This window comes from Pandoraea eparura (assembly GCF_902459725.1).
Taxonomy (GTDB): Bacteria; Pseudomonadota; Gammaproteobacteria; order Burkholderiales; family Burkholderiaceae; genus Pandoraea; species Pandoraea eparura.
The window spans coordinates 12,379-38,783 of the sequence record NZ_CABPSH010000009.1; the positions used below are offsets into that span (position 1 = coordinate 12,379).

At 62.2% G+C, this 26,405-nt stretch carries 21 protein-coding genes and 2 pseudogenes; 10 read left to right on the forward strand and 13 right to left on the reverse strand.

Going from position 1 to position 26,405, the window contains the following annotated elements; genetic code table 11:
• The first annotated feature begins 1 nt into the window (after window position 1).
• Window positions 2–1,096 carry a M14 family metallopeptidase gene (locus PEP31012_RS16840; RefSeq protein ID WP_150590466.1) on the forward strand — a complete coding sequence of 365 codons (1,095 nt, stop codon included), beginning with the start codon at window positions 2–4 and terminating at the stop codon, window positions 1,094–1,096.
• A gap of 139 nt (window positions 1,097–1,235) precedes the next feature.
• Here PEP31012_RS16840 and PEP31012_RS16845 read toward each other — a convergent pair whose 3' ends face one another.
• The 3 genes and pseudogenes from PEP31012_RS16845 to PEP31012_RS24270 all read right to left on the reverse strand — a co-directional run.
• On the reverse strand, window positions 1,236–2,057 hold the full coding sequence (locus PEP31012_RS16845; protein WP_150590467.1) for an OmpA family protein: 822 nt from the start codon (window positions 2,055–2,057) through the stop codon (window positions 1,236–1,238).
• A gap of 60 nt (window positions 2,058–2,117) precedes the next feature.
• Window positions 2,118–3,767 (reverse strand): annotated as a pseudogene (locus PEP31012_RS24265) (YadA family autotransporter adhesin); the annotation flags it as partial.
• Between the two features lie 294 nt (window positions 3,768–4,061).
• Window positions 4,062–6,290, reverse strand: a pseudogene (locus PEP31012_RS24270) (ESPR-type extended signal peptide-containing protein); the annotation flags it as partial.
• A 775-nt stretch (window positions 6,291–7,065) separates the two neighbouring features.
• Between PEP31012_RS24270 and PEP31012_RS16875 the strand changes: the two are divergent.
• A complete protein-coding gene (locus PEP31012_RS16875) occupies window positions 7,066–7,293 on the forward strand; it encodes a hypothetical protein (protein WP_150590468.1) in 228 nt (75 codons plus the stop codon).
• A gap of 492 nt (window positions 7,294–7,785) precedes the next feature.
• Here the strand turns inward: PEP31012_RS16875 and PEP31012_RS16885 are convergent, their stop codons facing one another.
• The 3 genes from PEP31012_RS16885 to aqpZ all read right to left on the reverse strand — a co-directional run bounded on the left by PEP31012_RS16885 (window position 7,786) and on the right by aqpZ (window position 10,138).
• Window positions 7,786–8,580, reverse strand: a complete 795-nt coding sequence (locus PEP31012_RS16885) for a response regulator transcription factor (RefSeq protein ID WP_174978272.1) — start codon at window positions 8,578–8,580, stop codon at window positions 7,786–7,788.
• 275 nt (window positions 8,581–8,855) lie between these two features.
• Window positions 8,856–9,164 (reverse strand): hypothetical protein, encoded by a 309-nt coding sequence (locus tag PEP31012_RS16890; RefSeq protein WP_150590470.1) that lies wholly within the window; start codon window positions 9,162–9,164, stop codon window positions 8,856–8,858.
• A gap of 278 nt (window positions 9,165–9,442) precedes the next feature.
• The gene (gene aqpZ / locus PEP31012_RS16895; RefSeq protein WP_150590471.1) at window positions 9,443–10,138 is read right to left on the reverse strand and encodes an aquaporin Z; all 696 of its coding nucleotides are present in this window, start codon (window positions 10,136–10,138) and stop codon (window positions 9,443–9,445) included.
• A gap of 208 nt (window positions 10,139–10,346) precedes the next feature.
• Between aqpZ and PEP31012_RS16900 the strand changes: the two genes are divergently transcribed.
• A complete protein-coding gene (locus PEP31012_RS16900) occupies window positions 10,347–10,604 on the forward strand; it encodes a GlsB/YeaQ/YmgE family stress response membrane protein (RefSeq protein ID WP_150590472.1) in 258 nt (85 codons plus the stop codon).
• A 47-nt stretch (window positions 10,605–10,651) separates the two neighbouring features.
• Here PEP31012_RS16900 and PEP31012_RS16905 read toward each other — a convergent pair whose 3' ends face one another.
• The 4 genes from PEP31012_RS16905 to PEP31012_RS16920 form a co-directional block, all read right to left on the reverse strand.
• Window positions 10,652–12,301 (reverse strand): FecR domain-containing protein, encoded by a 1,650-nt coding sequence (locus tag PEP31012_RS16905; protein ID WP_174978273.1) that lies wholly within the window; start codon window positions 12,299–12,301, stop codon window positions 10,652–10,654.
• 77 nt (window positions 12,302–12,378) lie between these two features.
• Complete coding sequence (locus PEP31012_RS16910; RefSeq protein WP_150590474.1) at window positions 12,379–13,098, reverse strand: response regulator transcription factor; 720 nt, start codon at window positions 13,096–13,098, stop codon at window positions 12,379–12,381.
• Between the two features lie 166 nt (window positions 13,099–13,264).
• Window positions 13,265–15,685, reverse strand: a complete 2,421-nt coding sequence (locus tag PEP31012_RS16915; protein ID WP_150590475.1) for a CHASE2 domain-containing protein — start codon at window positions 15,683–15,685, stop codon at window positions 13,265–13,267.
• Window positions 15,686–15,866: 181 nt separating this feature from the next.
• Complete coding sequence (locus tag PEP31012_RS16920) at window positions 15,867–16,586, reverse strand: response regulator transcription factor (RefSeq protein WP_150590476.1); 720 nt, start codon at window positions 16,584–16,586, stop codon at window positions 15,867–15,869.
• Window positions 16,587–16,893: 307 nt separating this feature from the next.
• Here PEP31012_RS16920 and PEP31012_RS16925 point away from each other — a divergent pair, with 307 nt between their 5' ends.
• The gene (locus tag PEP31012_RS16925; RefSeq protein ID WP_150590609.1) at window positions 16,894–17,145 is read left to right on the forward strand and encodes a GlsB/YeaQ/YmgE family stress response membrane protein; all 252 of its coding nucleotides are present in this window, start codon (window positions 16,894–16,896) and stop codon (window positions 17,143–17,145) included.
• Window positions 17,146–17,220: 75 nt separating this feature from the next.
• Here the strand turns inward: PEP31012_RS16925 and PEP31012_RS16930 are convergent, their stop codons facing one another.
• Both PEP31012_RS16930 and PEP31012_RS24045 read right to left on the reverse strand, forming a co-directional pair.
• Entirely contained in the window at window positions 17,221–17,919 is a 699-nt protein-coding gene (locus PEP31012_RS16930; protein WP_150590477.1) for a GNAT family N-acetyltransferase, read from the reverse strand.
• A gap of 197 nt (window positions 17,920–18,116) precedes the next feature.
• Window positions 18,117–18,269, reverse strand: coding sequence for a hypothetical protein (locus PEP31012_RS24045; protein ID WP_246171349.1), 153 nt, complete (start codon window positions 18,267–18,269; stop codon window positions 18,117–18,119).
• Between the two features lie 12 nt (window positions 18,270–18,281).
• On the opposite strand from PEP31012_RS24045, the gene PEP31012_RS16935 reads away from it, so the two are divergent.
• Window positions 18,282–19,088 (forward strand): GlxA family transcriptional regulator, encoded by an 807-nt coding sequence (locus PEP31012_RS16935; RefSeq protein ID WP_246171350.1) that lies wholly within the window; start codon window positions 18,282–18,284, stop codon window positions 19,086–19,088.
• A gap of 696 nt (window positions 19,089–19,784) precedes the next feature.
• Here the strand turns inward: PEP31012_RS16935 and PEP31012_RS16940 are convergent.
• Window positions 19,785–20,213, reverse strand: a complete 429-nt coding sequence (locus PEP31012_RS16940; RefSeq protein WP_150590479.1) for a MarR family winged helix-turn-helix transcriptional regulator — start codon at window positions 20,211–20,213, stop codon at window positions 19,785–19,787.
• A 91-nt stretch (window positions 20,214–20,304) separates the two neighbouring features.
• Between PEP31012_RS16940 and PEP31012_RS16945 the strand changes: the two genes are divergently transcribed.
• The 5 genes from PEP31012_RS16945 to PEP31012_RS16965 all read left to right on the forward strand — a co-directional run bounded on the left by PEP31012_RS16945 (window position 20,305) and on the right by PEP31012_RS16965 (window position 25,930).
• A complete protein-coding gene (locus PEP31012_RS16945; protein ID WP_150590480.1) occupies window positions 20,305–21,225 on the forward strand; it encodes a LysR family transcriptional regulator in 921 nt (306 codons plus the stop codon).
• Between the two features lie 93 nt (window positions 21,226–21,318).
• Window positions 21,319–21,750, forward strand: coding sequence for a MarR family winged helix-turn-helix transcriptional regulator (locus PEP31012_RS16950; RefSeq protein ID WP_150590481.1), 432 nt, complete (start codon window positions 21,319–21,321; stop codon window positions 21,748–21,750).
• Between the two features lie 65 nt (window positions 21,751–21,815).
• Complete coding sequence (locus PEP31012_RS16955) at window positions 21,816–22,907, forward strand: HlyD family secretion protein (RefSeq protein WP_150590482.1); 1,092 nt, start codon at window positions 21,816–21,818, stop codon at window positions 22,905–22,907.
• 13 nt (window positions 22,908–22,920) lie between these two features.
• Window positions 22,921–24,495, forward strand: coding sequence for a DHA2 family efflux MFS transporter permease subunit (locus PEP31012_RS16960; RefSeq protein WP_150590483.1), 1,575 nt, complete (start codon window positions 22,921–22,923; stop codon window positions 24,493–24,495).
• A 16-nt stretch (window positions 24,496–24,511) separates the two neighbouring features.
• Window positions 24,512–25,930 (forward strand): efflux transporter outer membrane subunit, encoded by a 1,419-nt coding sequence (locus tag PEP31012_RS16965; protein WP_150590484.1) that lies wholly within the window; start codon window positions 24,512–24,514, stop codon window positions 25,928–25,930.
• Window positions 25,931–26,405 lie beyond the last annotated feature (475 nt).

Sequence of the window (26,405 nt, forward strand, 5' to 3'; positions counted from 1 at the left end):
CATGGTCAACGAATGCTTTTCCGCGACCTACGCGCAGGCGCGAGAGCGGTTTGCCGCCGCTGCGCGGGCCGCCGGGGTTGCCGTGACGAGCCATCTCATCCCCGGCATCGCGGGGCGTGAAGGCGAGGCACTGGCTACCGACGTTGTGCGGCTCGGGGCTGCGCGTACCCGTCGGCTATTGATCTTGACGTCGGGTACGCATGGCGTAGAGGGTTTTTGCGGCAGCGCGGCGCAAGTCGCACTGCTGGGCGATGCAGGACTACAGGCACGCCTGGCGGCGGCTGATGTGGCGATCCTTGTCGTGCATGCCATCAATCCTTACGGCTTCTCGTGGCTGTCGCGAACCAACGAGGACAACGTGGACTTGAACCGCAACAGCATCGACTTCACACAGCCGCTGCCGGCCAACGATGCCTACGCCGATCTGCACGCCTTGCTGGTGCCACCGATGTGGCCGCCCTCGGACGACAATGTCGCGGCGATCACGCACTATATCGCCGCGCACGGTGAACCCGCGTATCAGCGCGCGCTGACCCTTGGGCAATATCGATTTGCAGACGGGTTGTTCTATGGCGGGCGTGCTCCGGTGGCAAGCACCCGACTGATGGGCGCGTTGATCCTCGAGCATGCGCACGCGTGCGACGCGGTGGGGTGGATCGACTTTCATACCGGGCTTGGTCCCCCCGGTCACGGCGAAAAGATCAGCGTTGGACGAGTCGACGCCGCCGAACTCAGGCGCGCTCGTGCCTGGTGGGGGGCCGATCTGGCCAGCCCGGTCGACGGCACGACGGTGGCATCCAACGTTGGCGGGCCATTGCTCGACACCTTGCGGTTTGCACGTCCGGATGCGCAGGTCACCGCCATGGCCATCGAATATGGCACGGTACCGCTCATCGACATGTTGCACATGCTGCGGGCCGATGCCTGGCTACGCCAGCATCCGGACGCGCCGGCAGTGCAGGCGGCGGCGATTCGTGCAGCGGTGCGCGCGGCGTTCTGCTTCGAGGACCCGATTTGGCAAGGACAGATTCTGGGGCAGGCGCGTGTGGCAATCCTGCAAGCCGTAACGGGGTTGGGGCGCGGTGCTGTCGACTAAGCTTCGAGGCGAGCGTTGGCGTCGCCAGTGGCGGCACCCGCCCCTTCCCCCCAATGCCGTTCAGTGCGCTGACTGAACGGCATCGTCCAAAAATGCGAAACGGCAAGCCGCTGTCGGGCGCACAGGTTGCGGAACTCGATCAATGCGGTTGACTGGCGACGACGGGAACGGTTTCGATTGTCACACGGCGGTCGGCTGCGAGGCATTGCAAGGCGGCCGCCGAACGTCCGGCGGGACATCCCGAAGACACCGGGTTAGCACTCCCCATACCGACGGCATCAATCCGACGGGCATCGATGCCACGGCTGGCGAAATAGTCGCGAACGGTCTGGGCTCGGTGAAGCGATAACTGTTGATTGTAGGCTTCCGATCCAATTCGGTCGGTATATCCCGCGACCTTGATACGCTCACCGTTCGCCACGTTATCGCTAAGCGAGGCCGCGATACTGTCAAGTTTGGCGCGCCCTTCCGGCCGCAAATCGCTGAGCGCGAATTGGTTGAATCCGAACAACAATGACGCGTCGAGCGTGATCTGCTTGACCGGCGTCGGCGCCGGCGTCGCAGCCGCCACAGGCGTTGGATTCACATACTTCTCGCATTCCGGTTCCTTCCAATACGTCGCCTTGACCAGCCGATTTTCATCGTACTGGACTTGGTACTGGCAGGAGATGAAGTCGTTTCCGTGCCCGGTCCGAAAGTCAAAGATGTAGTTCCACACGCGCACGCCAATCACACCTTCATCAAAGTGCGGTTCTTTCAGGAGTGCGTAAACTTGCGTCTTATTCAACCCGGGAGCCATTTGCCGCAGATTGTCGACGTTGACAAAGGTCCCCTCCTTCAGCCATGCGCTGTCTCTGTCGGGGAACGCAACGCGCCCATCCGGGCCGGTCGTTGGCACGGTGCCACAACCCGCCAGGCAAATGCCGATACCGACAATTGCGCCGATCTTGTTAAATTTCATGAGTGTTCACCATCAAATTGGGTGCGGCAGTGCTTTCCGGCACAGGACCGCGCCGTGTCCTTACCATTGGAAGCCCGCGCCGATTGCGGCACCCGTGCCGCCTCGGGTGCTGGTCGTCAGCGAGCCCTTGTAGACCCATCTGCCGTTTTCCGAGATTGTCGACAAACCGACTGCGATGCCTTGCTGGCCTTGCCACGTCGACGCTGCGACCGAGACCATGCTCTTGCCCGGCGCCGTCGGTTGCGGCAAGCCGGCGACCGCCATCGCTGCGGCGACACCTGCGTTCAGATCACGCCTCAAGTTGTTAACCTGTTGATCCGTGTACTGGTTCGCTTGCGCCACGCCTGCATTCAACTGATTCAAGTTGACCGCGTCGGTGCCGTTCACACCCGGTGCGACGTTGCTGATGGTGCGTTCGTTGCCGGGTGAGCCCACCGATACCGTATTCGGCGCATCTGCGACCGAATTTGCACCCAGTGCCACGGAGTTCGCACCGCTTGCGCTTGCGCCATCACCGATCGCCGTGCTTCCGTTGCCGGACGCAACGCTCCCGCTGCCCACAGCGGTCGACCCCGTACCGCTGGCCGTTGGCGCCGTGTATGTGACTGGATTACCCGCGACCCACTCATTACCGTTCGAGACCGATCCCCCGCTTGAGACAGGAGCCCCTGTCGAATTCGAAATCTCATTACTGAGCGTCGAACTCATCAATCCGATGGCGCCCTCGAGCTGGGACAAGTTCACCGCATCGGTCGGTTGTGTGCCCGGGGCGACGTTCGTAATCTGGCGCAGGCCACCGAGCGTGCCGACCGAAACCGCGCCGTAGAGCGTCGCAAAGCTGGTTCCGGTGATTGGATCCACGTAGTTTCCGGCCGAACGCGTGGCGACGGAACCTGCGCCTAGGGCGACCCCCCCGGATGTCGAGACGCTAGCGCCCGAACCGATCGCAAGCGAACTCCCGCTTGTGGCGGTTGCGCTGGTGCCGATCGCGACATCGTTAGCCACGGTCGGATCGCCGCTCACGCCCGCCACTGCTCCGGCCCCCTGAGCGATTGAGGTATTGCCGTTTGCAACGGCCGACGGGCCAACCGCAACGCTATCGGTGCCCACCGCCGCGGAATCCGGCGCCGCGGAATTCGCATGGAAATACTTGATACCGCCGCCGTTCACAGCGTTGTTCACCGTATTCTCCACGGCATAAAGCTGACTACCGTTCACCGCGTCGGTAGAGGTCGACGAGACAGTCCCCGCGGCAACATTGGTGATCTTGTTACCACCGTTGTTCAGACCAGTGTTGGTCAGAGTCACGGTCGAGCCACCCCCTGCCGGAGTGATGGTCACGCCGGTCGAGCTCACCGAGGTGCTGTTGCCGCTCGCATCCGTCGTAGTCACACCGCTGCCGTTGGTCACCGTGGTGTTACCCGCGCCATCGCCCGTCGTCAGGCTGTTCGACACCAGATCCGGGTTTGTCGCGATCGTCAGGGTGGTACCGTTCTGCGTGATCGCGATGTTGTTGCCCGCCGTCGTCGTCACCGTCGAGCCCGGAGCAACATTCGCCACACTCGTACCACTCACCGTGCCCGTGCCCGTTGCCGCCGTCGTCCTGTTCCAGCCCGCGTTCGCCGCAGTCGACACTGCGTTGAGTTGGCTCACGTTGACCGCATCGGTGGAGTTCACGCCAGCGCCTACATTCGTGATCGTGTTGCCGCCGTTATTCAGGCCGGTGTTCGTCAAGCTTACCGTGCCGTTCGTGCCGCCCGTGATCGCCACACCCGCGTTGTTCATCACCGTGTTACCTGTGGTCACCGAGGTGAAGTCCGGGTTATCCGCCAATTGAACCTGCAGCTTGCCGGTCGTCGGATCGGCCACCGTCTGCACGTTCTTCGATGAATACGTGCCTGCCGTCGTCGTACCCGAGGCGTCCAGCGCAAGACCTCTCGCCGCCGTCGTCGAGCCGATCACCGGCAACGTACCGCCAAGGTTCTCGTGGATCGTATTGCCTGCGGCATCAGTGAAGTTCAGACCGTCGTTGGTGAGACTGGTGCTTTGCTGATTCAACTGGCTCACGTTCACCGCGTCGGTCGCGTTCACCCCGTTGGCCACGTTCGTGATCGTGTTGCCGCCGTTGTTCAGACCGGTGTTGGTCAAGCTCACCGTGCCGTTCGTGCCACCCGCGATCGTCACGCCGGTGTTGTTCATCACGGTGTTGCCCGTGGTGACGCTCGTCGCCGTCAGGTTCGGGTTTGTGTTGATCGTCAGATTACCGTTGGTCGCGTTTTGGCTGACCGTAACGTTGCCACTGCTGCCCGGCGACACGTCTACCGTCGCCCCCGGCGCGATGTTCACGCCGGTCCCGCCGTTCGCCGACAGGTTCCAACCCTTCGACGCCGTCGTGTTGATGGCCGTCAGCGCGCTATTGACGTTGTTGTACGTATTGCCGCCGACGTTCAATACCGTCGTCAATTGCCCCGTACTGCTGTTGTATGTGCTGCCCCCGCCCAAACCGGTCGCAGCACTGCCACCGAGGTTGTTGACTGCGGAGCCAACCGCATAAAGCTGGCTGCCATTGATCGCATCCAGGCTGGTCGCAGTGACTGAACCGGCCGCAACATTCTGAATCTGGCGTGGCGCGCTCGTGGTCCCCACGGAGACAACACCCGTGGTGTCCGATGTTCCCGCCACCGCTCCGCCATTGATGCTGTATGGCCCCCTCGACGGCGTATTCGTCGTCGAGTTCCGGCCCAACGCAACATCACCGGCGTTCGTGGCTGTCGCCCCTGAACCTAATGCGATACCGCCCGCAGCCTTTGCATTGGCAGTGTCGCCCAGCGCCAACGCCCCCGCCGCTGCCGCGGTGCTGCTGTTGCCCATTGCGACCGAACCCTGCCCGACCGCAGTGTCCGCGTTGCCGATAGCCACAGCGCCGCTGGCCATGTTCGAAGGCGTTGCCGACGCGGTCCCATCGCTGTTCGCGATATCGTTCGCCCCCCCCGTGAACGCACCGGTTCCCGAAGCGTAGCTTGGGTCGCCGATCGACACGGCACCGTTGCCGTATGCGGTGTTACTCCTGCCAATCGCCACCGCCCCCCCGGCAGACGTGCCGGCATTGGCCGTAGTTCCCGATGACCCAATCGCCACGTTCTGGCCGATCGCCCCACTGGAGATCCCATCACCTTCTGCGATCCCGTACGCGCCTTTCACTGTCGCACCCCGGCCTATCGCCAGGCCAGACGCACCGATGGCCACTACCGACGATTGACCGCCGATGGCAATGGCATTCACGGCTGCGGCCGTTGCCCCACCGGTAGCGTTGCCACCCAGGGCCATCGCGCCCGCTGCAGAGGCGTTGGCGCTCGGTCCGAGCGCGGTCGAATAGCCCCCGGTCGCCTTCGCCTTGGTGCCAAACGCCGTGTCATTGGTGACTGCCCCACCGGATACGCCGGCGATCGCCTGATTACCAAAAGCGGAATCGCCATCGTTGTATGCGTGGGTGGTATAGCCAAGTGCCACTGCCCCCGTGCCCGCCGCAGTGGCAGTCTGCCCAATGGCTGTCGACTCATTTCCCGAAGCATTGACCCCCGACGAACCGGCATGCCCGCCGATCGCGATGGCGTCGGTCCCGCTGGCTACCGCCTGATCGCCGATTGCCGTCTGGGACCCGGTGCCGGAGGCATTTGAGCTGGCGCCGATGGCAACGGGAGAGGTTCCGCCGGTTGTGTTGGTGCTATTTGCTTTGGAATACACACCAATTGCGACGGCGCCGTTTTGGAATACACCACCGGTTGTCCCGGCGCTCGCCAAACCGCCAATTGCAATCGCGCCGGCAGACGTCGGTCCGCCGAGCGCGACTGCGGAATCGCCCATCGCGATGGCGTAATAGCCTGTCGCAGAGGCTCCATTACCGCAGGCAATCGCATAGGTGCCGTTCGTCGTGCCTTCCGTCGCCGAAATTGCTGAGTTGACGCAATAGGACGATTGCGCAAACACTGCCCCGGAAAACCCGAGCGTCGTTACGCAGAAAACAGCAGCCGCCAGCGCAGACGGCCGAAAGAGCGCTGTCAGTGGCGCAAACGCAAACGCGGTTCCTCTGCGTTCCGCGACCGGAAATCCCGGCATGTCCTCAACCGCCTGCCTCCCCCCCTTGTTCGGCTTCCCCCGCGTGGCAGAAATCTCCGAAACCGCTACCCAAGCCCCAAGCGTCTCATTCCAAATTGATCGATACGACCTGTTCATACGACTAGCACCTCTCACTTTGTCTCGACCAAACACGAGCCCACGCAAGCCACTCTTGGGGGAAATTCTCGACACGGTCTGCGATGCGCAACGAGCGCATTTAAAGCGGATGCTAAAGACGGAGGCTTCGAATATTGACAACAAATGTCAATGCAACAGCCGTCCCACTGTTGAAATTTCACCCTCCGAGGAGGAACCACTTAAACAGCCCTTCGGATGTTTTCGGCATCAAAATCAAAGCCGGCAATCGTACTGATTTGCGTACGATCGCGCATCGGTATTCAGGAAGTGCATCGACTGGGAATGCGCATGAATAGGCCCTCCGGCATGTAGGCATGCGAGTCGCCGAACAAGGACCGTCACGCATTTTTTTCAGTAACTCGGTGCGACACACCGGAGCGCCCGCGGCTGCCGCCACAGTCCACGCCCAATTCGAGCCGACATTTTTTATGCCACTTTGGCGACGCAGACGCCACGCGATATTGACGTTTGTTTTCGATTGGCGAACGTTACGGCTGCCTGAACGGGGTGGCACGCATCGGACTCGCTGTGACTCGCCCGGCGAATTCCTGACCCTCTGCCTGCTGTCCTTCGCTGGTGGTGACGAACGAGAGCAAAGCGAACCGTGCTGAGCATGGGCAGCAGGCATCCGGCTTCAACACGACAACCCGATCAAGACCCGCCGCGGGGCCCGCCGACAGCAACAATTGTTTGCAGTCGGTACCTAGCGGTCCATTAGCCTGAGTTCCTAACCTCACTCATAAGGAGCATTGCGATGGGAATCCTTGATCTCGCAGGAGAAGTCGTCGGCGCCGTTGCGGCGGTGGAAGCGCTGGAGAAGGCCGATCCGAATGCCTCATTGCTCACGACGGGCGCAGCGGCAATCGCCGGATTTGAAGGGGCCGGCGCCCTTGAGTCGTTTGCCGAAAAGAAGCGCGACGGCCAAGACGTCAGTGAATCCGACGCAACGGACGCGTCGAATACCCCGGACACCGCTGTTTGAGCCTGAGTCCCTCCTCTTCAACCCGCATTGTCGACGCACAAATGAAACATCCGAAAACGCTCTTCATACTGGTCGGCCTGGGTATTGGCATGGCAAGCACGGCGCAAGCCTCCGACATCACCGTCAATCTTGGCCCGCCACGCTCGGCGCCTCCCGTGGTCGTTGAGCAAGGTTGGCATGGCGATCGATATTGGGATGGGCATCGCTATTGGGAACGCAAGGAGTGGGAGGCGCATCACCGCCCACATCCGCAAGCGTCGCGTCGTGACCGCGAGTGCGCTCACCCGCATGGCCGACACGGTCGTTGCTGAAAGCAAACGAGCCACTGCAGGGCAACCAGATCCCGGCGGGCTTACCTGCCATCGGGAACGGTTGCCCGTCTCTCTCCTCCCCGGCCTCAGGTCAAACTCGTCCAATGGAAATGGATATGGGGTATTGACCGCAACGGCCGCTGTCGTCGCTCGGGGTCCAAACGATAACCGGGTCCAGACGTTAAGCGAGACGCCTTACGGATATCGTCGGGCGCGCCGATACCGACTTCCCGTCGTACGACAATTCGCTGGGCTCCATCAATCGATAACCTCGACAATAGACCGAGCTGAGATGCCATCCCCGGCTTAGCGTCCAGCCAAGCTTTTTGCGCAACCTGTGAATGTGGGTATCCAGGGTGCGAGACATCGCATCAAAGCTGTCCCCCCACACCAACCGTCCAAGCAGTTCACGCGAAAGTGTTTTGCCGCAATATCGCAAGAACATCTTGGCGAGCAGGAATTCCTTCGCTGTCAATTTGATACGAACGCCAGCGCAAAGCATCACGCTTTTCGTGAGGTCTAGACAATACTCGCCCCGAATCAGCAAACTGCTCGGCCGATGAATCAACGGAATCTGACGCCGAAGCACTGCCCTACAACGAACCAACACCGCCAGATGATCGAACGGTGCGGTCATGTAGTCGTCCGCGCCCACTTCCATCGCCGCGTTGAATTCCGTGTGCAACCTGCTGTCGCCCAACAGAAGAATTGGCGCATCGACATCAAGACACGCGTGGATCAGCATGACGGCGTCCGCCGCGGAACCCGCAAATGAGGTCACGTCAAGGAGCAGGATGTCGCACGCATTCTGCGAGAGCCAGTCGACCGCATCAACGCCGCCCTCTTCCAGCATCAAGGCCTGGCCGTACCTCGCCGATGCCATGCTGCGAACCTTCCACGCGGCAGGCGTTGTGTCCACCAGCAGCGCATTGATGCGTTCAGGCCGCATTGCTTCTCGCCCCTCGTACCATGCCATCGACGATTCGCATCGCCCGGGCCAATGCGGCCTCTCGAATGTCGTTCGGCGAGCCGGTTTCCGACATCGTCCAGGCGTGCAATGCGCCGGCGCCACTTGCGCCCGCATGTGGAATCTGCTCGATTCGTACCGAAACGTCGACGCGATCACCGTTCAGACGGATCGCAATCGCTATCGAATGTCTTTGATACGAAAAGGTATGTGTCTCGCTCATTTCACTGATTTCTCTGCGCGAAATCGCATGGCACTACGCTGGTGAGGCATTTCCGGCGCGATCAAACGCGAGACATCATGCGCGGCGATCCTCGCCTGGAAGTGTCATCCGTCGTCTTGATGCAGTTGATGAATTCGCGGCCGGCGGGCGTGAGGCGCGTCACGCCCCTCTCGCGCCAAACCACGCCGTCCGATGTATTTTCGTAACGAATCTGCGACGTCGCATAACCATGCTTGGCGAGCAACAGCACATGCAGCCCAACGGAATCCTTGGACAGCAGTGGAAACTCCGCAAACATTGCAGCGATACCGTCGGGAGATTCGTTCAGGCAATCAAGCAACGCTTTGTACAGACTAAAGTTGATTCGCATGCTTTACTCCATCGCCTGCCCCATCATCCGTCGGGCGACTGGAAGCGCTGTCACCCGACTGACTTGACGACGCGCGCAAAAGCGACGACGTTCGGCAGGTTGCCCCCATCAACGGTAAAGATAAAAAGAGCCAGGCACTGAGTGCCTGGCTTTAGAGAATGTGCCGCCGATACCGGGGGGGCCAACAGCGGCACAAGATCAGTCTATTGAAGTGCGCGACGTCAATTGCAAAAAATTGATACAGCGCGTGCGGCAGCGATGGATGAACGACGGGAAATTCAGCACTCGGGCACCGATATCGCCCGACTGGCGAGACCGCCACAAGCCGCACCCAGTATCGGCGCCACCCAGAAGACCCAGAGCTGCTGAAGCGCCAAACCACCAAGCATCAGCGCGGGGCCGGTGGAGCGGGCCGGATTCACCGACGTGTTCGATACCGGAATAGTGACGAGGTGAATCAACGTGAGCGCGAGGCCAATGGCAATCGGCGCCATGCCAGCGTGCGCATCGGGCGCCGTGACGCGCGCGATGATGAAAACGAAGAAGCCCGTAGTGATCGCCTCAGTCAGAAACACCGGCCAAAGCGCGAAGCCGGACGGCGAGCCTTGACCAAAACCATTCGCGGCCAGACCACTCACGTGCAGATCAAAACCCGGTCGAAGCTCGGCGAGGTAAAGCAACACCGCACTCGCCGCGATAGCGCCACACAGCTGCGCCAGAACGTACACCGGCACCGCTCTCCATTGAAATCTCCCGGCCACCGCCATACCGACGCTCACGGCCGGGTTCAGGTGACACCCCGACACCGGGCCAATCGAGTAAGCCATGGTAAGTACGGTCAATCCAAACGCTAGTGCAACGCCCGAAAAACCAATGCCCAACGCGGGAAATCCGGCAGCCAACACTGCCGCACCGCAACCACAAAATACCAACCAAAAGGTGCCAATCCCCTCTGCAGCGGCTTTCCTGAACATCCTTCACTCTCCGATCGGCGAATCACAAAAGGACTCAATGTATCGTCGCTCGCTATGCACAATGTGAACATTTGCGTACGCGGCGCCGGATGAATGGGCCCCATCAAGTGCAATTCGATCGGTGACAAAGTTTAACAATGCGCCCTTGCGCAACACCGACAATAGCCGCCGAAATCCCTATACGCACTGAAACAGAGTATTGAATCCCATGGAGCACGACGTGATTTCTTGGATCGTTGCCGGCGGTATCGCGGGCTGGGTGACCGGCCGCCTTATGCGCAGCGGCGGATTCGGCCTGATCATCGATGTCGTGGTCGGGATGATGGGCGGTTTGCTCGGTGGCTGGATGACGACTGTCATCATTCTGGGGGCCAGCGGCCAATTTATGGCATCGGTCGTCACCGCATTCGGTTGCGCCGTGCTGGTTCTCCATCTCGTGCGCCCCCTCAAACCCGACTACGACTGAGCTGCCTCATCGCACTCGAGTGTCACGCACTTCGGGGCGGCGCGTCGCTATTCCCCCACGCGCAGCAGTCCGTTCTCGGTCCGAATCGCATTGCCTTGCGAATTACGCACGTAGTCCACGACCTCGATGTACTGTGGCTGCGAAAACGCCGCCTCGCGGTCGGCGTCATTGTCCGTGGGCTTCAGCGCGTCCAGGTTCGCAACGCGCACGAAGTAGCCGCCGGGCGCCGGGCGCGCCATTCGAACGTCATTCCCTTGCGTGATTGTGTCGACGACAATGGCCTTGAATGCCATGTCGCGCGCCAGCTGGACACGGTAGTTCGACGCGACGCCATCCTGATTGGCCTCGCCCGCATTCCAACGAATATGGAACGTGTTGCCCCCATCATCGCTGACCAACGGCGTCGGCCCCGGACGACGCGACTCGAAGGTGCCCGGCGTCCCCCACGGTCCGAACGTCCCATCGGCAGCAAGTGACCGAACGCGCCACCACCACGTCCCCGGCGCGACACGACGTCCAACGGAGGTTTCGCCGGTGCGCACACGCTGAACATCGCGTGAAAACGTCGCGTCGGGCGAAAGCGCCAGTTCATATTGAACCGCGTCACCGACAGCGCCCCAGTTGAAAATCACATCGTCACTGAAATGCTTCGACCCATTGACGGGCGCCACAGCGAACGGCGCCGCAGGGTGCAGGCGCACACTGATGGGCATGACGGCGTCGGCACCATCAAATCCGCTTGCGTCGATCGCGGTGACAACGAGCGTCAGATTGCCCTCCGGCAGGTGGGCGAGCACCGCTGTCGGCACCTCGACGCGTTGCGACGAAAGCCATTCGGTATGGGCTTCGTCGCGCGCAACGATCACGCGGTAGCTCACGGCCCCCTTCACGGGCGTCCAACGCACGGACGCGTTGTCACCGACAACAGGCCCGGACAGTGCCTCGATGGTCGGCGCGTCGAGCATGGGCACCTGATGTGACACGGTTCCCGCCTGGGAGACCGCGACACCGTGCCCCGCCACCACCACCGTCGGCGAGCTGCGTCGGCTCGAATCCACGTTCACCTTGCCTTCGAGCACCGTGGTCCGACTGATCTGATGCGCGATGGCCACACGGAAACGCGTTCCGCGCACGCCGGTCACCATCGTCGGCGTGTTCATCTCGAATCGGCCAACGCCTGTACCACGGGGAGCCACGCGAGATTCTGCTCCGCCCTTGAGGACATTGATGATGGTGTCGATCAACGACGATTTCGCGAACACGCGCGCCCGTTGGATTTCGGCGACGGCATTCTGCGGCACGGTGACCCTCGTGCCATCGCTCAGCTCAAGGGTAGCCGTGCCCCGGGACGCCACCTCGATTCGGGCACCTTCATGCAGCCACATGCCGACGGTCACCGGACCCCCGTTGCTGCGAACGTCCCCCTGGACGAAGACGACGTGTGCGGCGCTGGCAATCACGGGGATGAGCCTGAGGGGGATCCTGATGACCATCCCCGTTGGCATATGCATGGGATCGGCGACATGGTTTTGGCTCTGGAGCACGTGCCACTCGTCACTGCTATCCATATATCGCTGCGCCAGGCCAAACAACGTGTCGCCCGATTCCACGCGATATACGAATTCCTGTCCCTGCGTTCCCAACGGCTGGGCGAGCGCGGCCCCCGAGACCGCGATCCCGACGATCACCGCAAGCATCCTGCTCGTCGTCGCGGAAGAGCACGTTGGGCTCGGCGCGCGCGCTCGTTCTATCAGGCCAAATGCACCACGAATCATCATTCGACTACCCCTACCTCCGATTCATTCGAATCCACGCATTCGAGACGAAAACCCTTGCCATAGACGGACACCAGCTTCACACCATTTTCGGGACGCAATGCGAGCTTCACGCGAAGTCGCGAAAGATGGGTATCCACCGTTCGAGAGTCTCGCCCAATCTGACGCCCCCAAACCGCCTTTTCAACGGTTTCACGGTTAAGCGTTTTCCCCACATTGCGGAACAGGAAAAGCACAAGATCGAACTCTCTCGGGGAGATGGACACCAGATCACCATGAATTCTGACCGTCTGCGAACGCGTACTGATCGAATAGGAGCCAATCTGAATGAGGTCTTCGCTTCGCGTGACGTCCGGCAGTGCGCGACGCAGAATGGCTTGAATTCGCGCCCCCATCTCCCCGGCTCGCACCGGTTTGACCATGTAATCGTCGGCGCCCGCCTCGATGGCACGCACCATGTCGTCCTCGAGTGTGCGATTCGTCACAAACAGAACGGGCGGCAGATCCCCCAACTCATTGCGCACCCACCGGAGCAGATCCAACCCGCTCATGTCGGGAAGTTGCCAATCCAGAACCACGAGATCATATGGCTCCCGCCTGGCCGCAGCCATGAAGGTAGCGCCCGAGGCAAAGCCCTCGCAGACATGACCAATTCCCGTCAGGATTTGACGAATCATTTCCGCCTGATCCTCGTCATCCTCCACCGATGCAATTCTCATTTCCTCACCTGCAAACGACAATATTTCCGCAAGATGCCAAAGTAACCAATCGATATCTTGCGGCGTCCACGGCGCTCAAATGAAAACTCTTGTGAACTTTTCCACCGCGCGACACTCCCGGATCGTCGACGTGGAACCGTCCGCCTGCCCCCCCCCGCATGACGAGTCACGGCATCATGTCGCACGAAAGCGTTGAATGCGGCAACGTCATTCTGAACGTCGCGCCTTCACCGGCGACACTGCTCAACGAAATACTGCCCCCGTGTCGCTCTGCAACGGTTTTGACGAACACCAGTCCGAGTCCCACGCCGGATGGGCGATCGTGCGTGCCATGCTGCACCCGCGAAAAGGGCTTGAACAGTCTCTGCTGGTCATCGGGTGAAATACCAACCCCCTTATCCTCGACTTCAATGACATAGCCGCTCGCCAAGCTGTAGAGCCTTATCGATACCGCGCTATCAGCCGAACTGAACTTGATGGCGTTACTCACGAGATTCGCAACGGCTCGCGCCAACAACATCGGCTCGACTCTTGCGACAAAGGCCCGGTCTTCGATGTCCACATTCAGCCGAATCTGCCGGGACTGCGCAAGCGCCCAAAGTTCGTCTGCGGCGTCGAGAACCACCCCCGCGATATCCGTTTCAACGAAGTCCCAGTGAGGTGCCTCCGCACGCGCGAGCTGAATGAAGTCATCCGCCAACTCCAGTGTCCGGTTGGCATATTCTCCGATTCGATCGAGCAATTGCGGCATGGGCAGTGCCTTGCGCGGCGTGCGCTGGAGATCGATCAGGGCAAGAATGGACGCTTGTGGCGAACGCATGTCATGAGACACGAAGCGCAACGACTCCTCGCGTCGGTGCTCCGCCCGCCGGAGTTCCGTAATGTCGATACATGTCACGATGTGGCCCGCAACGCTGCCGGTATCCCCATGCAGCGGCGCCCCACGAAGCAAAACTTCCTGACCCGTTCGGGTCGACAAATCGATTTCCGTCGGTTGCCCCATAGCGTTCCCCGCCCCCTGATCGGCACCGATGCCCGCACGGCAGAGAGCCTCCCAATAGGCCACCCCCTCGTCGGGCGATTCAAAAATCTCTTGCATGATGTCGCGAATATTCGGCAACTCGGCCACCGATGACGAATTTCGATGCCTCAGCGTTGAAGGCGCCAACTGCTGCATTCGACGATTGAGCAGCAGCACGCGGCCGGTCGGATCGCATATCAACGTCGGCTCGGTCAGCGCCTCAAGTCCGTCAGCAAGAAATCGGCGCATGTCGCGAAGCGCCGTAGTCAACCGAAACACTGCGTGCATTCTTGCGTCGAGATCGTGTCCGACCTCCTTCACCTCTGGCGATAGGTCGAGCAGACCCGGCTCCTTCTCCAACTGCCTCAGCCCGTCGCCGAGAAAGCGCAATGCCGCCTCCTGACGCCGCCAGCTCCACAGCGGATATATCAATGCGGAAACAAACACCGCAGCGGTTGGCGGGAACCAGCGCTGCAAGGTCACCATCAGAACGACGCACAGCACCAGGCTGCCGACGCAACATGCGGCGCACGCGAGCAACGCGTACTTTGGTCGAAGCCATAGGGACGCCAAACCAGCCAGTGCCACGGGCAAGAGCGAAAGCATCCAGAAGGGAACTTCCGGCAACGTCAGAATGCCCCGCCCCGTGCGCAGGGCTTGCACCGTATTGGCAATGACCTCAACGCCGCTCATGCCCTCGCCGTTCCTGGAAACCGGCGTGGGAAACACGTCGCCCAGCCCGCTGGCCGTCGCGCCAATCAGCACGACCTTGTTGCGAAATGCCTCGGCGGGAATCTTGCCGTCCAGCACATCGGCAACGGGCACCGTGGGAACGGTGCCCGGCGGCCCGGCGAACGGGATCCGAAATTTGTCTTGCCAGCGCCAATTGCCCCTCAGAACATCGCTCCCCGGTTCGACGCGATAAGGCGGCACACCGGAAGCGCCTCCCGGTGGCCCGACCACGGCCGCGGCAAAATGAGGCAATGGGTCGCTGCCGACGGATTCTCGAAGATAGAGATGTCTCGCGACACCGTCCTTGTCCAGCAACATGTTGATATGCCCGACGCGGGCATGAAAAGCCGCCATGGGGCGGTGGATAACCGCCGCCCCCTGCATGGACTCGACGACCGCAGGCAAAACGACATTTCCAGCCTTGGCGATACTCGCTTGCAACGCCACATCATCCGCGGGGTGTTGGGCATCCGGTTCGGTAAGGATGACGTCCATGCCGATGACCTGCGGCGCATCGGCCGCGATACGATCTATCAGGCGCGCCAGGACAACGCGGCGCCACGGCCAACGACCGATCTCCGAAAGACTTGCGTCGTCAATCGCCACAATCACAATGTCGGAGGGCACACTTTTGCCGGCCGCCCCCGCACTCATCGCAACGTCGTAGACAGCGCTATCCGAGCGCAACACCCATCCGCTTTCGGCGATCGCCACCAACAGCACGAATGCCCCGACCATCAGAACGGACCATTCGAGGTAAGAATTCCGCCGATATTGCGCGAACGGCTGCCCCAACGCCCGGCGAAACTGCTCGGTCTTTTCCCACAGCGTCATCAAAGGCCGCATACGCAGATTTCCCCAGGACACCCACAGAATTCCGCCCCGATCATCCATGAACGTTGCGCGATGCAGGCACGCTCGACGGCGAAACGATGTGGATATCTTACGGTAACATCGCGAGCGGCTCGTGGCGCAACGGTGCGGCGCCCTCCGCGCGTTGGCGTCGGGCGGCCTGTTACCGCCCCTGCGTCGCGTCGTCGGGTGCCTTTGCCGTCGCCTCGAATCGGTAGCCGTAAGAATAGACCGACACCAATCGCACGCCATTTTCCGGGCTCAAGGACAGCTTCAACCGCAACCGCGACAGATAGGTATCCACGGTCCTCGACCGGCTCTCGGTCGTGCGTCCCCAGATCGACTTTTCAATCACGTCGCGCGACACAAGCCGCCCGACATTGCAGAAAAGGAATAGGGCGAGATCAAACTCCCTCGGCGATATTGCTATCGGCATCTGGCGCAGCGAAATGGTCCGCTCGTTGACATCGATCACGTAGTCACCCACGGCAAAGTTCACCTCGCCCGAGCGTTTCACGATCGAGGTCCTGCGCAAAAGTGCCGCAACCCGGGCAATGAATTCGGGGCGGCGCACGGGCTTGATCATGTAATCGTCGGCCCCCGCATCGAGCCCCATGACGATGTCGCGCTCCAGTGACCGGCTCGTGAGGAACAGAATTGGCGGATGACGGCCGAAATTCTGTCGAACCCACGTCAAGATGTCGTACCCGCTCATGTCGGGCAGTTGCCAATCCAACACAACCAAATCGAACGCGTGCTCACGCAACGTTCTCAGGAACTGGGCGCCACTCTGAAAACTTTCGCACGTATATCCAGCGGAAGTCAGCATTTCCCGAATCAGCGCCGATTGGCCTTTGTCGTCTTCGACGGACGCGATATTCATTCTTTGCCTCGAAGCTCCGCCCCTCACGAACTATCTATCTGTAAAGAATAGGATTTCTCCATCATACCCATTCTGCAACCACGGAATTGATTGTCCGCGAAAACGCATTGAAACGGCGCATTTTTGACAATTGTTTGCAATTGCCGAGGCCGCATCGCCCACGATGCGTCGTCGGTTGTCGCCGTGGCATGGCCAGATGCGTTCCACGGATGAAACGCCTACGAAGTTATGCCTTTCTCATTCGTCAAGGCAGGAAAGCGACGATGCCGAGGCGCAAGAATTCAATTATTTTTGGAGTGATGATCGTATGGAGCACGGATTCATTGCATGGCTTGTCATTGGCGCTGTCGCAGGCTGGTTGGCCGGAATCGTTGTCAAAGGCGGCGGCTTTGGTCTGATTATCGATATCATCGTGGGCATTGCCGGATCATTTATCGGCGGTTGGCTGGCGCGCGCCGTCGGCTTGCCGTTTGGCAACAGCATGATCGGCTCGATCGCGATCGCCGCGGTCGGCGCCGTCATTCTGCTGTTCGTGATTCGACTCCTGAAGCGGTCATAGATCGACGATCAGTACCGTTCGGGCAAGACCATCTGAGTGACTGTGCGATTTTCACATCGCGCAGCCACCATGAGATTACGGTGCCACGTGCCTGATAAGGGAGAAGACAAATGTTCTCCGGAGTTCGAACCCCAATTGCTCATATACGTTGATCGCCGTTTGATTGTGGCAAAGCACATGCAGAAACGGGGTTTCACTGCGCTGTCGAATATCGTGGGTCAACACGCGCACCAGCTTTGCTGCCAGCCCACGTCCGCGCCACGCCGGATCAACACAGACGGCACTAATTTCCACATGGCCATCGAAGTGCATTCGCTCCCCGGCCATCGCAACGAGTCGGCCTTGATCGCGAATCCCGATATACATGCCCATTTCATGCGTTCGTTTTGCAAATGGTCCGGGCTTGGTCCTCTGCGCGAGGTCTAGCATCTCATTCACATCCGCAACGCCAAGCCGAATGACGTCCCGCGTGTCGGCGCCGCTCGTCCGGTCGCGTGCGGCAATCATCTGATGGATGACGCCGACCTGTTCCGCCTCGAGCGAGGCGATGGGCGTCAGTGTGGCATCCGATAGCAGCGCAACCTGATCGCCAAACCCCAACTGGGCCTGAAGTGCCTGATACGCTACCGGCGTTTCGCTGGCCAACGCAGCAAAAGGGGCGACGTCCGCTTGAAAGCGCCGTGCCAGACTGTCCCCCAGACAAAATGCAGCCTGCCTGCTGGTGAGTGCCGCCCAGATGGGGCGGTCAAGAGGTACGGACGCACGATCATTCATGAGGGCTCCTTCGCTTGTTGTGTTCTGAAGTACGATGCGGCCACCGATTGTGTCGGAACGAGTATCGGGTCATGCCCCCGCGCCCCACGGCATGCGGCATGCCGCAACGATGGTTAAACTTCAGGTCACTGTAGCCAGAATGCACCGACCGGACCATTGTCAAAAATGACATTATTGGACGCATTTGCGCCATGAAACTAGCGATTCTGGCCCTCGATGGGGTCTTCGATACCGGCCTCGCTACCGTGCTTGACGTATTCACGACAGCCAATGAGTTGGGTGCGATTCATGCCCCTGGCATCGAGACACGTTTCGACATCGAGGTCATCGGCGTGAGAGATGTCGTTCAAACGGCGCTCGGCATGCGTGTGCCGGTGAAGCCCGCCAGCGCCATGGATCGACCGGATTGGCTCATCGTGCCGGCTTTGGGCACGAAGATGCCCGAGCAGCTCCTCGCGGCGCTTTCTCGAAACGATGTCGTCGACGCGGGGGCGATGCTGCGCGACGCACGCGCCAATGGCACCGGGATCGCCGCGGCATGCATCGGCACCTTCGTGCTGGCAGGCTCCGGCGTGCTCGACGACCATGTCGCGACAACGACGTGGTGGCTTGCGCCGATATTTCGACAGCGCTACCCGAACGTGCTGCTGGACACGACGCGCATGGTCGTGCCTTCCGGCCCGTTCGTCACTGCGGGCGCCGCACTCGGCCATATTGATCTTGCCTTCTGGTTGTTGAATCGAGCCAGTCCTGAGCTCGCATCGATCGTGGCACGTCACCTGCTCGTCGATTCACGCCCCTCGCAGGCGCCCTATGTCATCCCGAACTACTTGGCGAGCGCAGACCCGTTGGTCGAGCGATTCGAGCAATGGGCGAGGAATCGACTCGCCGAGGGATTTTCTCTGGACGATGCCGCCAACGCCCTGTCGTCCACGCCACGGACGTTGCAGCGTCGCGTCGAAGCGGCGCTCGGCAGATCGCCGCTCGCGTATTTTCAGGATCTTCGAATCGAACGCGCCGTTCACCTGCTGCGCACCAGCCATCTCAATGTCGAGGCGATTGCCTCAGAAGTCGGGTATGGTGACGGCGCCACCCTGCGCAGCCTGCTTCGCAGGCGGCTGGGACAAGGTGTGCGGGAAATCCGCCAAGCCGGCACCAGCAGAACGTAAGGCACTGACGCTGGTCATTTATGCAGGAGAAGCGACTGTAGCTTTGATGAGATGCCATTGCCATGGGAGACCGGCGTCGTGCAGATTGCCAACTCCGGGTGCGAGCACCGACCGCGTTCGCATGCCTCATCGAACGCCACCCGCCGAACCGCCTCGCCCGGCCCCTCGACGGCGAAAACGCTATCTCGGCCCCAACGCCCCGCGTCCGCCCGGTCCACGCCCCGCAGGTAGCAAAGTCCGTTCGCACCTTGAGCGCACCGCCATGACGTGAGGATTGCTGAACCTCCGCCACAGAGCGCCTCTGCGGCCACTGCGCCGCTGGCCAGGGCAGCGCCAATGCAAAACGACAAAACTATCGTGCCCCGTGTCATGTTCGCCATTTCCAGTCGCCTCAGCCGTGCTGACCGGGCTCGTTCATCGTTCAATCGTCCGAAATCGGATGCTCCGCCGACCCGCACCCCGCTATCGATGAACATTAAGTGGCTGACGCAGCGCAATTGAAAAAAATTGTCAACGGCTCACAAGGCATTGAGATGCCCTCGACGTCTCCCCCGATTTGAGTCGCGCGCTGATTTAGCGTCCAATCACGTCGTCAGACGATTGGACATGAAGAAGCGATTCACCGAAGCAGATCATCGGCTTCCTGTGGAAGGCTGAGACAGGTATCCCGATCAAGGATCTGCGCCGCCTGCCCGCCTAGCGCTCCGCGGTCAGGCTGAACAGTTCGTCGCGCAGCGCCTTCGCGCGGTCGCGGCCGAACTGCGTCTCGAATTCGTCCTGCGCGACCTGCCACGCAACCTTCGCCTGCCCGAACGTGCGCTCGCCGAGCTTCGTGAGGCTCAGCGCATGTGCGCGCGCGTCGAGCTCGGATGCCGCCGTCTCGACCAACCCGTCACGCTGCATTGGCTTCAGCGCACGCAGCAGCGTCGTGCGGTCCATTACCAGCCTATCGGCGAGATCGCTCATCAGTAGGCCGGGCCGAACCGCCAGGTTCGCCATAATCGAGAATTGGGCGGGTGTGACGCCGACCGGGGTCAAATGGCGTTCGTAAAGCTGCGTAACGAAACGCGCCGCCTGACGCAGCGCGAGACAGTTGCAGGCTTGGGCAATCGAAATGTCGTTCATGCATCGCAATTTATATGTGCATATGCATAAAGTCAATGTACACTCGGCCGTATCGAAGCAGGTGGCCCGCCATCGTGTCAAGGAGACGGACATGGACTATATCGACAAGCTGCGGATTTTCCGGTCGGTGGTGGAGATGCGCAGCTTCACGCGCGCCGCCGACATGCACGGGCTCGCCCGTCCGGTCGTGTCGCGCGCGGTGGCCGATCTCGAGGGGCGCTTCGGCAGCCGGCTGCTGCACCGGACCACGCGCCAGGTGTCGCTGACCGAGACGGCCGAGCGCATCTACGAACGCTGCGCGGCCGTGCTGGACGAACTCGACTCGCTCGAAGCGGAAGCGCAGGCGTCGACGCGCGAGCCCGAGGGGCTGCTACGGCTCGTCGCACACACGACGGCCGCACTGAACCAGCTCGTGCCGCTGATCGCCGGCTTCAAGGCAGCGCACCCGAAGGTGCGCCTCGACGTGACGCTGACTGAGCGGCCCGTCGACCTGGTCGGCGAAGGCTACGACATCGGCATCGTCGTACCGTACATGCTGACGAACGAATCGACCGTGGTGCGACTGATCGAGCGGATTCCGCTCGTGATTGTCGCGACGCCCAAGTACCTTCGCACCCATTCGCGCCCCGTCGCGCCAGCAGATCTCGCCGACCACCCGTTCGTGCCGATGTCGCCGTCGCTGCGCCGGCCAGCGCTGTCGTTCCGCGTCGACGGCGACCTGCTGACCGTGCCGTTCCGCTTCGACATCTCGTCGAACAGCCCGGTCTTCAACCGCGAGATGGTGATGCACGACTTCGGGATCGGCGTCGTGCCGAGAACGCTCGTCAGTGCGCAGCTCGCATCGGGTGCGCTCGTACAGTTGCTCGAAGGCGCCGATCTCGTCGACAAGTACGTCGAGATCAAGCTCGCGTACGCGAACCGCGCGCTGCTGCCGGCCAAGGTCAAGGCCTTCATCGACTACACGGCCGACTACTGCGACCGCGAAGGCTGGATCGTGCCGACGGTGGCTTGACGGTTGCGGCCGACCGGATTGGTACAGCCACGACACCAATCTGATCCCGCGCTGCCCCTCGATCCACGTCGCGCTGCCGCCTAACATGTGCACATGCACAAGACCACGCTCACCGGCGACGATTGCTTCGCGGTCCGGCAAGCCGCCCGCCGGATCTCGCAGTTTTACGAGCGTTACCTTTCGCGGGCGGGCGTGACGCCGTCGCAGTACAGCATCCTCGCGCTGCTGCGCGAACAGCCGGACCTGACGATGGCGACGCTGTCGGCCGTGCTGGTAATCGAACGCTCCGCACTGCTGCGCGCGCTGAAGCCGCTCGTCGGCGCCGCCTTGGTGACGAGCCGCACCGAGCCGCGCTGCCGCCGCCAGATGTTCGCGCTGACCGCGCACGGCGCAGACAAGATCGCCGAAGCGCAGGTGTACTGGCTCGACGCGCAGCAGGCGTTCGAGGGGCGCTTCGGGTCGCAGCAGGCGGCCCGGCTGCGCGACGAGTTGTTCCGAATCGCGCACAACCTGCCGCAACGTTGACCCCTTTTCCCGATCGACACGAGATCGTCGATCGCTTTTATAAGTGCATATACATAGGTGAATTGATGGATACGACCCAAACCGGTGCTTCCCGCGAGGCCGCCACAGTCGAGCCGCCGGCCACGCAGCGTCGACGCGTGCCGTGGATGCGGATCGCGGTGATCGCCGCCATCGTCGTGGTCGCCGCGGCCGCGCTCGACTGGCTATTCGTGCTGCGCTTCCAGGAAAGCACCGACGATGCGTACGTGGGCGGCGACGTCACCGTGCTCGCGCCGAAGGTCGACGCCTTCGTCGACAAAATTCTCGTGACCGACAACCAGCGGGTGAAGGCCGGTGACGTGCTCGTGCAGCTCGACGCGCGCGACTTCGACGCGAAGCTCACGCAGGCCGGCGCCGAAGTCGACAGCGCGCGCGCTGCCGTGACCGAACTCGAAGCGAAGCAGCAGTTGCAATACGCGGTGATCGGCCAGCACACGGCGGACCGGAGCGCGTCGTCGGCCGAGCTGACGCGCGCTGCGTCGGATCGCGTGCGCTATCGCGAGCTCGTGAAATCCGACGCCGTGTCGAACCAGGTCGTTGAGCGCGCGGCAGCCGACTATGCGAAGGCCAGTGCGGCCGTCGAACGCAGCGACGCCGCGCTGCTGGCGTCGAAGCGCCAGCTTGACGTGCTCGGCGCGCAACTCGCCGATGCGCGGGCCCGCGTGAACACCGCACTCGCCGCGCAGCGCGTGGCTGCGCTCAATGTCGAATACACGACGATCCGCTCGCCGGTCGACGGCTACGTCGGCAATCGCACGGGCCGCGTCGGGATGCTCGCGAACGCTGGCGTGCCACTGCTGACGATCGTGCCGGCGACGGGCTTGTGGATCGACGCGAATTTCAAGGAGGACCAATTGCGCAAGATGCGCGCGGGCGATCGCGTCGACGTAACGCTCGATGCGTCGAGCACGCCGCTGCACGGCCGCGTCGACAGCCTGGCGCCCGCGACCGGCGCGACCTTCAGCGTGCTGCCGCCCGAGAACGCCACCGGCAACTTCACGAAGATCGTCCAGCGCGTGCCGGTGCGCGTGCATCTCGATCCGCAACCGGGCCTCAAGCAGGTGCTACGACCCGGCCTGTCGGCGGTCGTGACCGTGCGCACCGATCGCGCGCACTGAACGGGAGCCGACGATGAACACCGCTTTCACTGGCGACCCGGCGTCGCAACCGACCAGGCAGCGCGTATTCGCGTTCGGGCTGATGTGCGTCGGCTTCTTCATGGCGACGCTCGACATCCAGATCGTCGCGTCATCGCTGCGCGATATCGGCGGCGGGCTGTCCGCGAGCCAGGACGAGCTGTCGTGGGTGCAGACCGCCTACCTGATCGCCGAGATCATTGTGATCCCGATGTCCGGCTGGCTGTCGAAGGTGATGTCGACGCGCTGGCTGTTCGTCGCGTCGGCCGTCGGCTTCACGTTCACGAGCATGCTGTGCGGCCTCGCGTGGGACATCAATTCGATGATCCTGTTTCGCGGACTGCAGGGGGCGCTCGGCGCCGCGATGATCCCGACCGTATTCACCACCGCGTTCGTGCTGTTCCCGGGCCGTCAGCGGCTGATCGCATCGACGACGATCGGCGCGCTCGCGTCGCTCGCGCCGGCGATCGGCCCCGTGATCGGCGGCTGGATCACGAACCAGTGGTCGTGGCACTGGCTGTTCTACTTGAACGTCGTGCCGGGCATCGCGGTGGCCGTGCTGGTGCCGCGCTACGTGCACATCGACGAGCCCGATGCCAGCCTGCTCAAGCGGGGCGACTATCTCGGCATTGTGCTGATGTCGGGCTTTCTCGGCTGCCTCGAATACGTGCTCGAGGAAGGCCCGCGCAAGAACTGGTTCAGCGATCACGTGATCGTTGGCTGTGCGTGGATCGCCGGCATCTGCGGCTTCCTGTTCATCGTCCATGCGCTGACCGCGAAGGACCCGATCGTCGACCTGCGTGCGCTCGCCGTGCGCAACTTCGGGATCGGCAGCCTGCTGTCGTTCGTGACGGGCATCGGGATCTTCGTGACCGTATTCCTGACGCCGCTGTTCCTCGCACAGGTACGCGCGTTCAGCTCGCTGCAGATCGGCATCGCGCTGCTGTCGGTCGGCGCGTTCCAGTTGCTCGCGCTCGGCGCATATGCCTTCGCGGCGCGCTACTTCAGCCTGCGCGCGCTGCTCGTGTTCGGGCTGATCTGCTTCGGCCTCGGCTGCTACTTGTACACGCCGATCACGCACGACTGGGGCTGGCGCGAGCTGCTGCTGCCGCAGGCGCTGCGCGGCATCGGCCAGCAGTTCAGCGTGCCGCCGATCGTGACGATGGCGCTCGGCTCGCTGCCGCAGTCACGGCTGAAATCGGCCAGTGGCCTGTTCAACCTGATGCGCAATCTCGGTGGCGCGATCGGCATCGCGGTGAGCGCGACGATGCTCAACGATCGGCTGAATTTCCACTACCTGCGCCTGAACGAGCACTTGAGCGCCGGCATGCCTCAGGTCGCGTCGCTGCTCCATCGTCAGGCCACGCACTGGGCCGAGGTGGCCGGCAACACGCTGGATACCGCGCAGGCCGGCCTCTCGAACCTGCATCGCCTGATCTATCGCGAAGCGCTGACGCTCACTTACGCGGATGCTTACTACGCGCTGTCGCTGTGCTTCGTGGTGGCGCTGATCGCCGTCGCGTTTTCCCAACCCATCACCCTGAACGCGCCACCGCCGGACGCGCACTGAAGCCGAGGCCAACATCATGAAAATGCGACTTATCGCGCTGGCCGTCAGCGCATTCGCCACCGGCTGCGCGGTGCAGCCCGCGCAGCATCGCGCGCTGCACGATTCCGTTCAAACGCTCGCACCCGCTGCGTGGGACACAGACGTGCCGCGCGCGGACATCGATGCCGCCGCGTGGTGGGCGCAGTTCCACGATCCCGGGCTCGACCGGCTGATCGCGACTGTGCTCGACGGCAACCTCGATCTGCAGGCCGCCGCCGAACGCGTGAAGCAGGCACAGGCGCTGACCGTACAGAAGCGTGCGGTGCTGCTGCCCGAACTCGACGCGACCGCGCATGCGGCCGACGCGCGCCAGAATACGCCGCCGCCGCTCGGCTACGTACGGCAGGCTGGCGCCGGGCTCTCGCTGAGCTGGTCTGCGGATGTGTTCGGCGGCCAACGGCTCGACCTGCTGGCCGCGCAGGCCGGGCTGGTCGGGCAACGGCACGCGGAAGATGCGATGCGGCTCGGGCTCGCGGCCGATGCGGCCTCGGCGTACGTCGATCTGCGCTGGGCGCAGCAGGAACTGAGCCTCCTTCAGGATAACGCGGCAATCCGTCGGCATGCGCTCGAACTCACGCGTAAGCGGCAGGCATTCGGTCTGTCGACGGAACTCGACGTCACCCGCGCGCAGAACCAGGTCGATGCCATCGAGGCGCGGATTCCGCTGACGCAAGCGCAGATCGCGCATCAGCTCAACCTGATCGCGGTGTACTCGGGCCGCACACCTGAGTCGGTAGACGGGTTCAAGCTCGCGCAGGCCGGCGCGATTCCGGTGCCGCCCCCCGGATCGCCCGCGACGCTGCCATCGCAAGCGCTGCTGCGCCGGCCCGACGTGCTCACCGCCTATGCGCAAGTCCAACGGCGCGCGGCGCAGGTTGGTATCGCGAAGGCCGAGCGGTATCCGAAGTTCTCGCTGAACCTGACGGACGGAATTCTTGCCGCATCGTACCTGGGATTGCCGACGCTGACCGACAACCTGTTCAGCGCGGCGTTGAGCGCGACCAGCCCGATCTTCAACGCGGGGCGCATCACGGCCGATATCGCACAGAGCGAGAGCCGGATGCGTGAATCGGAACTCGGACTGAGGCAGACGATGCTGCAGGCGTTGAGGGAGGTCGAGGATGCGCGCGCGAATCTCGTCAGTTCGAATGACGCATCACGGCGGCTCGATAGCGCGCTTGCCGCGTCGGGCAAGGCGCTCGAACTAGCGAATCAGCGCTATAAGGGCGGTGCGACGGATTTTCTGGACGTACTGTCGGCGCAGGAGGTGTATCTGCGCGACTCGCGTTTGCTCAACCAGATGAAGCGCGAGCACGCGCTGGCGGCGGTTGCGCTGTACCGGTCGCTGGGGGGCGGGTGGAGCAGAAATGATGCGAAGGTTGTCGCGAAGAACTGAGCGCGGGTACTCGAGACGCACGCAGGCCGCACCAACGGCCTGCGCGTTCATGCCAGCGGGGCTGTTCGGCTCGAGCCGGGACAACCGCGTTACGGTTAACGCGGCGGCCGGCGCCAGCCTTTCGTTCCGCTCAACCGCGCCTGTGATGCGCAGGCGGGAGAGCCCCATCATCAGACATCGTTTGCTGCTGCGCTTAGGGAGCGACATCGACGCCGCGATACCTGCGGAGCCAATGTCCGACCGCTGTTGACACTTGCGCGAAGCCACGCCAGCGAATGATATGAACCTCCCCCACCCGTCCGCGCGATCCACATTGTTGATACGTCGGCGAGTGGCGATCGCAACCGACAGTTGGCATCGGTGATCACATGTAAGCGATCAAATCACGACGCCTCTCAATGCGTCGGAGTGGCAGGCATGCTCCATGGCAGAAGCGCGGCGGAATCGTCCGCCGTGGTGGCGAGCGGCAGTTTCT

What these genes read in the sequence shown, in the direction of transcription:
- PEP31012_RS16925 (WP_150590609.1), top strand. Translation starts at nt 16,894, where the DNA reads ATGGAGCACGGATTCATTGCATGGCTTGTCATTGGCGCTGTCGCAGGC.
- PEP31012_RS16885 (WP_174978272.1), bottom strand. Translation starts at nt 8,580, where the DNA reads ATGGCATGGTACGAGGGGCGAGAAGCAATGCGGCCTGAACGCATCAAT.
- PEP31012_RS16905 (WP_174978273.1), bottom strand. Translation starts at nt 12,301, where the DNA reads ATGCTTGCGGTGATCGTCGGGATCGCGGTCTCGGGGGCCGCGCTCGCC.
- PEP31012_RS16930 (WP_150590477.1), bottom strand. Translation starts at nt 17,919, where the DNA reads ATGAATGATCGTGCGTCCGTACCTCTTGACCGCCCCATCTGGGCGGCA.
- PEP31012_RS16920 (WP_150590476.1), bottom strand. Translation starts at nt 16,586, where the DNA reads ATGAATATCGCGTCCGTCGAAGACGACAAAGGCCAATCGGCGCTGATT.
- PEP31012_RS16950 (WP_150590481.1), top strand. Translation starts at nt 21,319, where the DNA reads ATGCACAAGACCACGCTCACCGGCGACGATTGCTTCGCGGTCCGGCAA.
- PEP31012_RS16875 (WP_150590468.1), top strand. Translation starts at nt 7,066, where the DNA reads ATGGGAATCCTTGATCTCGCAGGAGAAGTCGTCGGCGCCGTTGCGGCG.
- PEP31012_RS16900 (WP_150590472.1), top strand. Translation starts at nt 10,347, where the DNA reads ATGGAGCACGACGTGATTTCTTGGATCGTTGCCGGCGGTATCGCGGGC.
- PEP31012_RS16960 (WP_150590483.1), top strand. Translation starts at nt 22,921, where the DNA reads ATGAACACCGCTTTCACTGGCGACCCGGCGTCGCAACCGACCAGGCAG.
- PEP31012_RS16935 (WP_246171350.1), top strand. Translation starts at nt 18,282, where the DNA reads ATGCGTGTGCCGGTGAAGCCCGCCAGCGCCATGGATCGACCGGATTGG.
- PEP31012_RS16845 (WP_150590467.1), bottom strand. Translation starts at nt 2,057, where the DNA reads ATGAAATTTAACAAGATCGGCGCAATTGTCGGTATCGGCATTTGCCTG.
- PEP31012_RS16965 (WP_150590484.1), top strand. Translation starts at nt 24,512, where the DNA reads ATGAAAATGCGACTTATCGCGCTGGCCGTCAGCGCATTCGCCACCGGC.
- PEP31012_RS16940 (WP_150590479.1), bottom strand. Translation starts at nt 20,213, where the DNA reads ATGAACGACATTTCGATTGCCCAAGCCTGCAACTGTCTCGCGCTGCGT.
- PEP31012_RS16890 (WP_150590470.1), bottom strand. Translation starts at nt 9,164, where the DNA reads ATGCGAATCAACTTTAGTCTGTACAAAGCGTTGCTTGATTGCCTGAAC.
- PEP31012_RS16945 (WP_150590480.1), top strand. Translation starts at nt 20,305, where the DNA reads ATGGACTATATCGACAAGCTGCGGATTTTCCGGTCGGTGGTGGAGATG.
- aqpZ (WP_150590471.1), bottom strand. Translation starts at nt 10,138, where the DNA reads ATGTTCAGGAAAGCCGCTGCAGAGGGGATTGGCACCTTTTGGTTGGTA.
- PEP31012_RS16910 (WP_150590474.1), bottom strand. Translation starts at nt 13,098, where the DNA reads ATGAGAATTGCATCGGTGGAGGATGACGAGGATCAGGCGGAAATGATT.
- PEP31012_RS16955 (WP_150590482.1), top strand. Translation starts at nt 21,816, where the DNA reads ATGGATACGACCCAAACCGGTGCTTCCCGCGAGGCCGCCACAGTCGAG.
- PEP31012_RS16840 (WP_150590466.1), top strand. Translation starts at nt 2, where the DNA reads ATGGTCAACGAATGCTTTTCCGCGACCTACGCGCAGGCGCGAGAGCGG.
- PEP31012_RS16915 (WP_150590475.1), bottom strand. Translation starts at nt 15,685, where the DNA reads ATGACGCTGTGGGAAAAGACCGAGCAGTTTCGCCGGGCGTTGGGGCAG.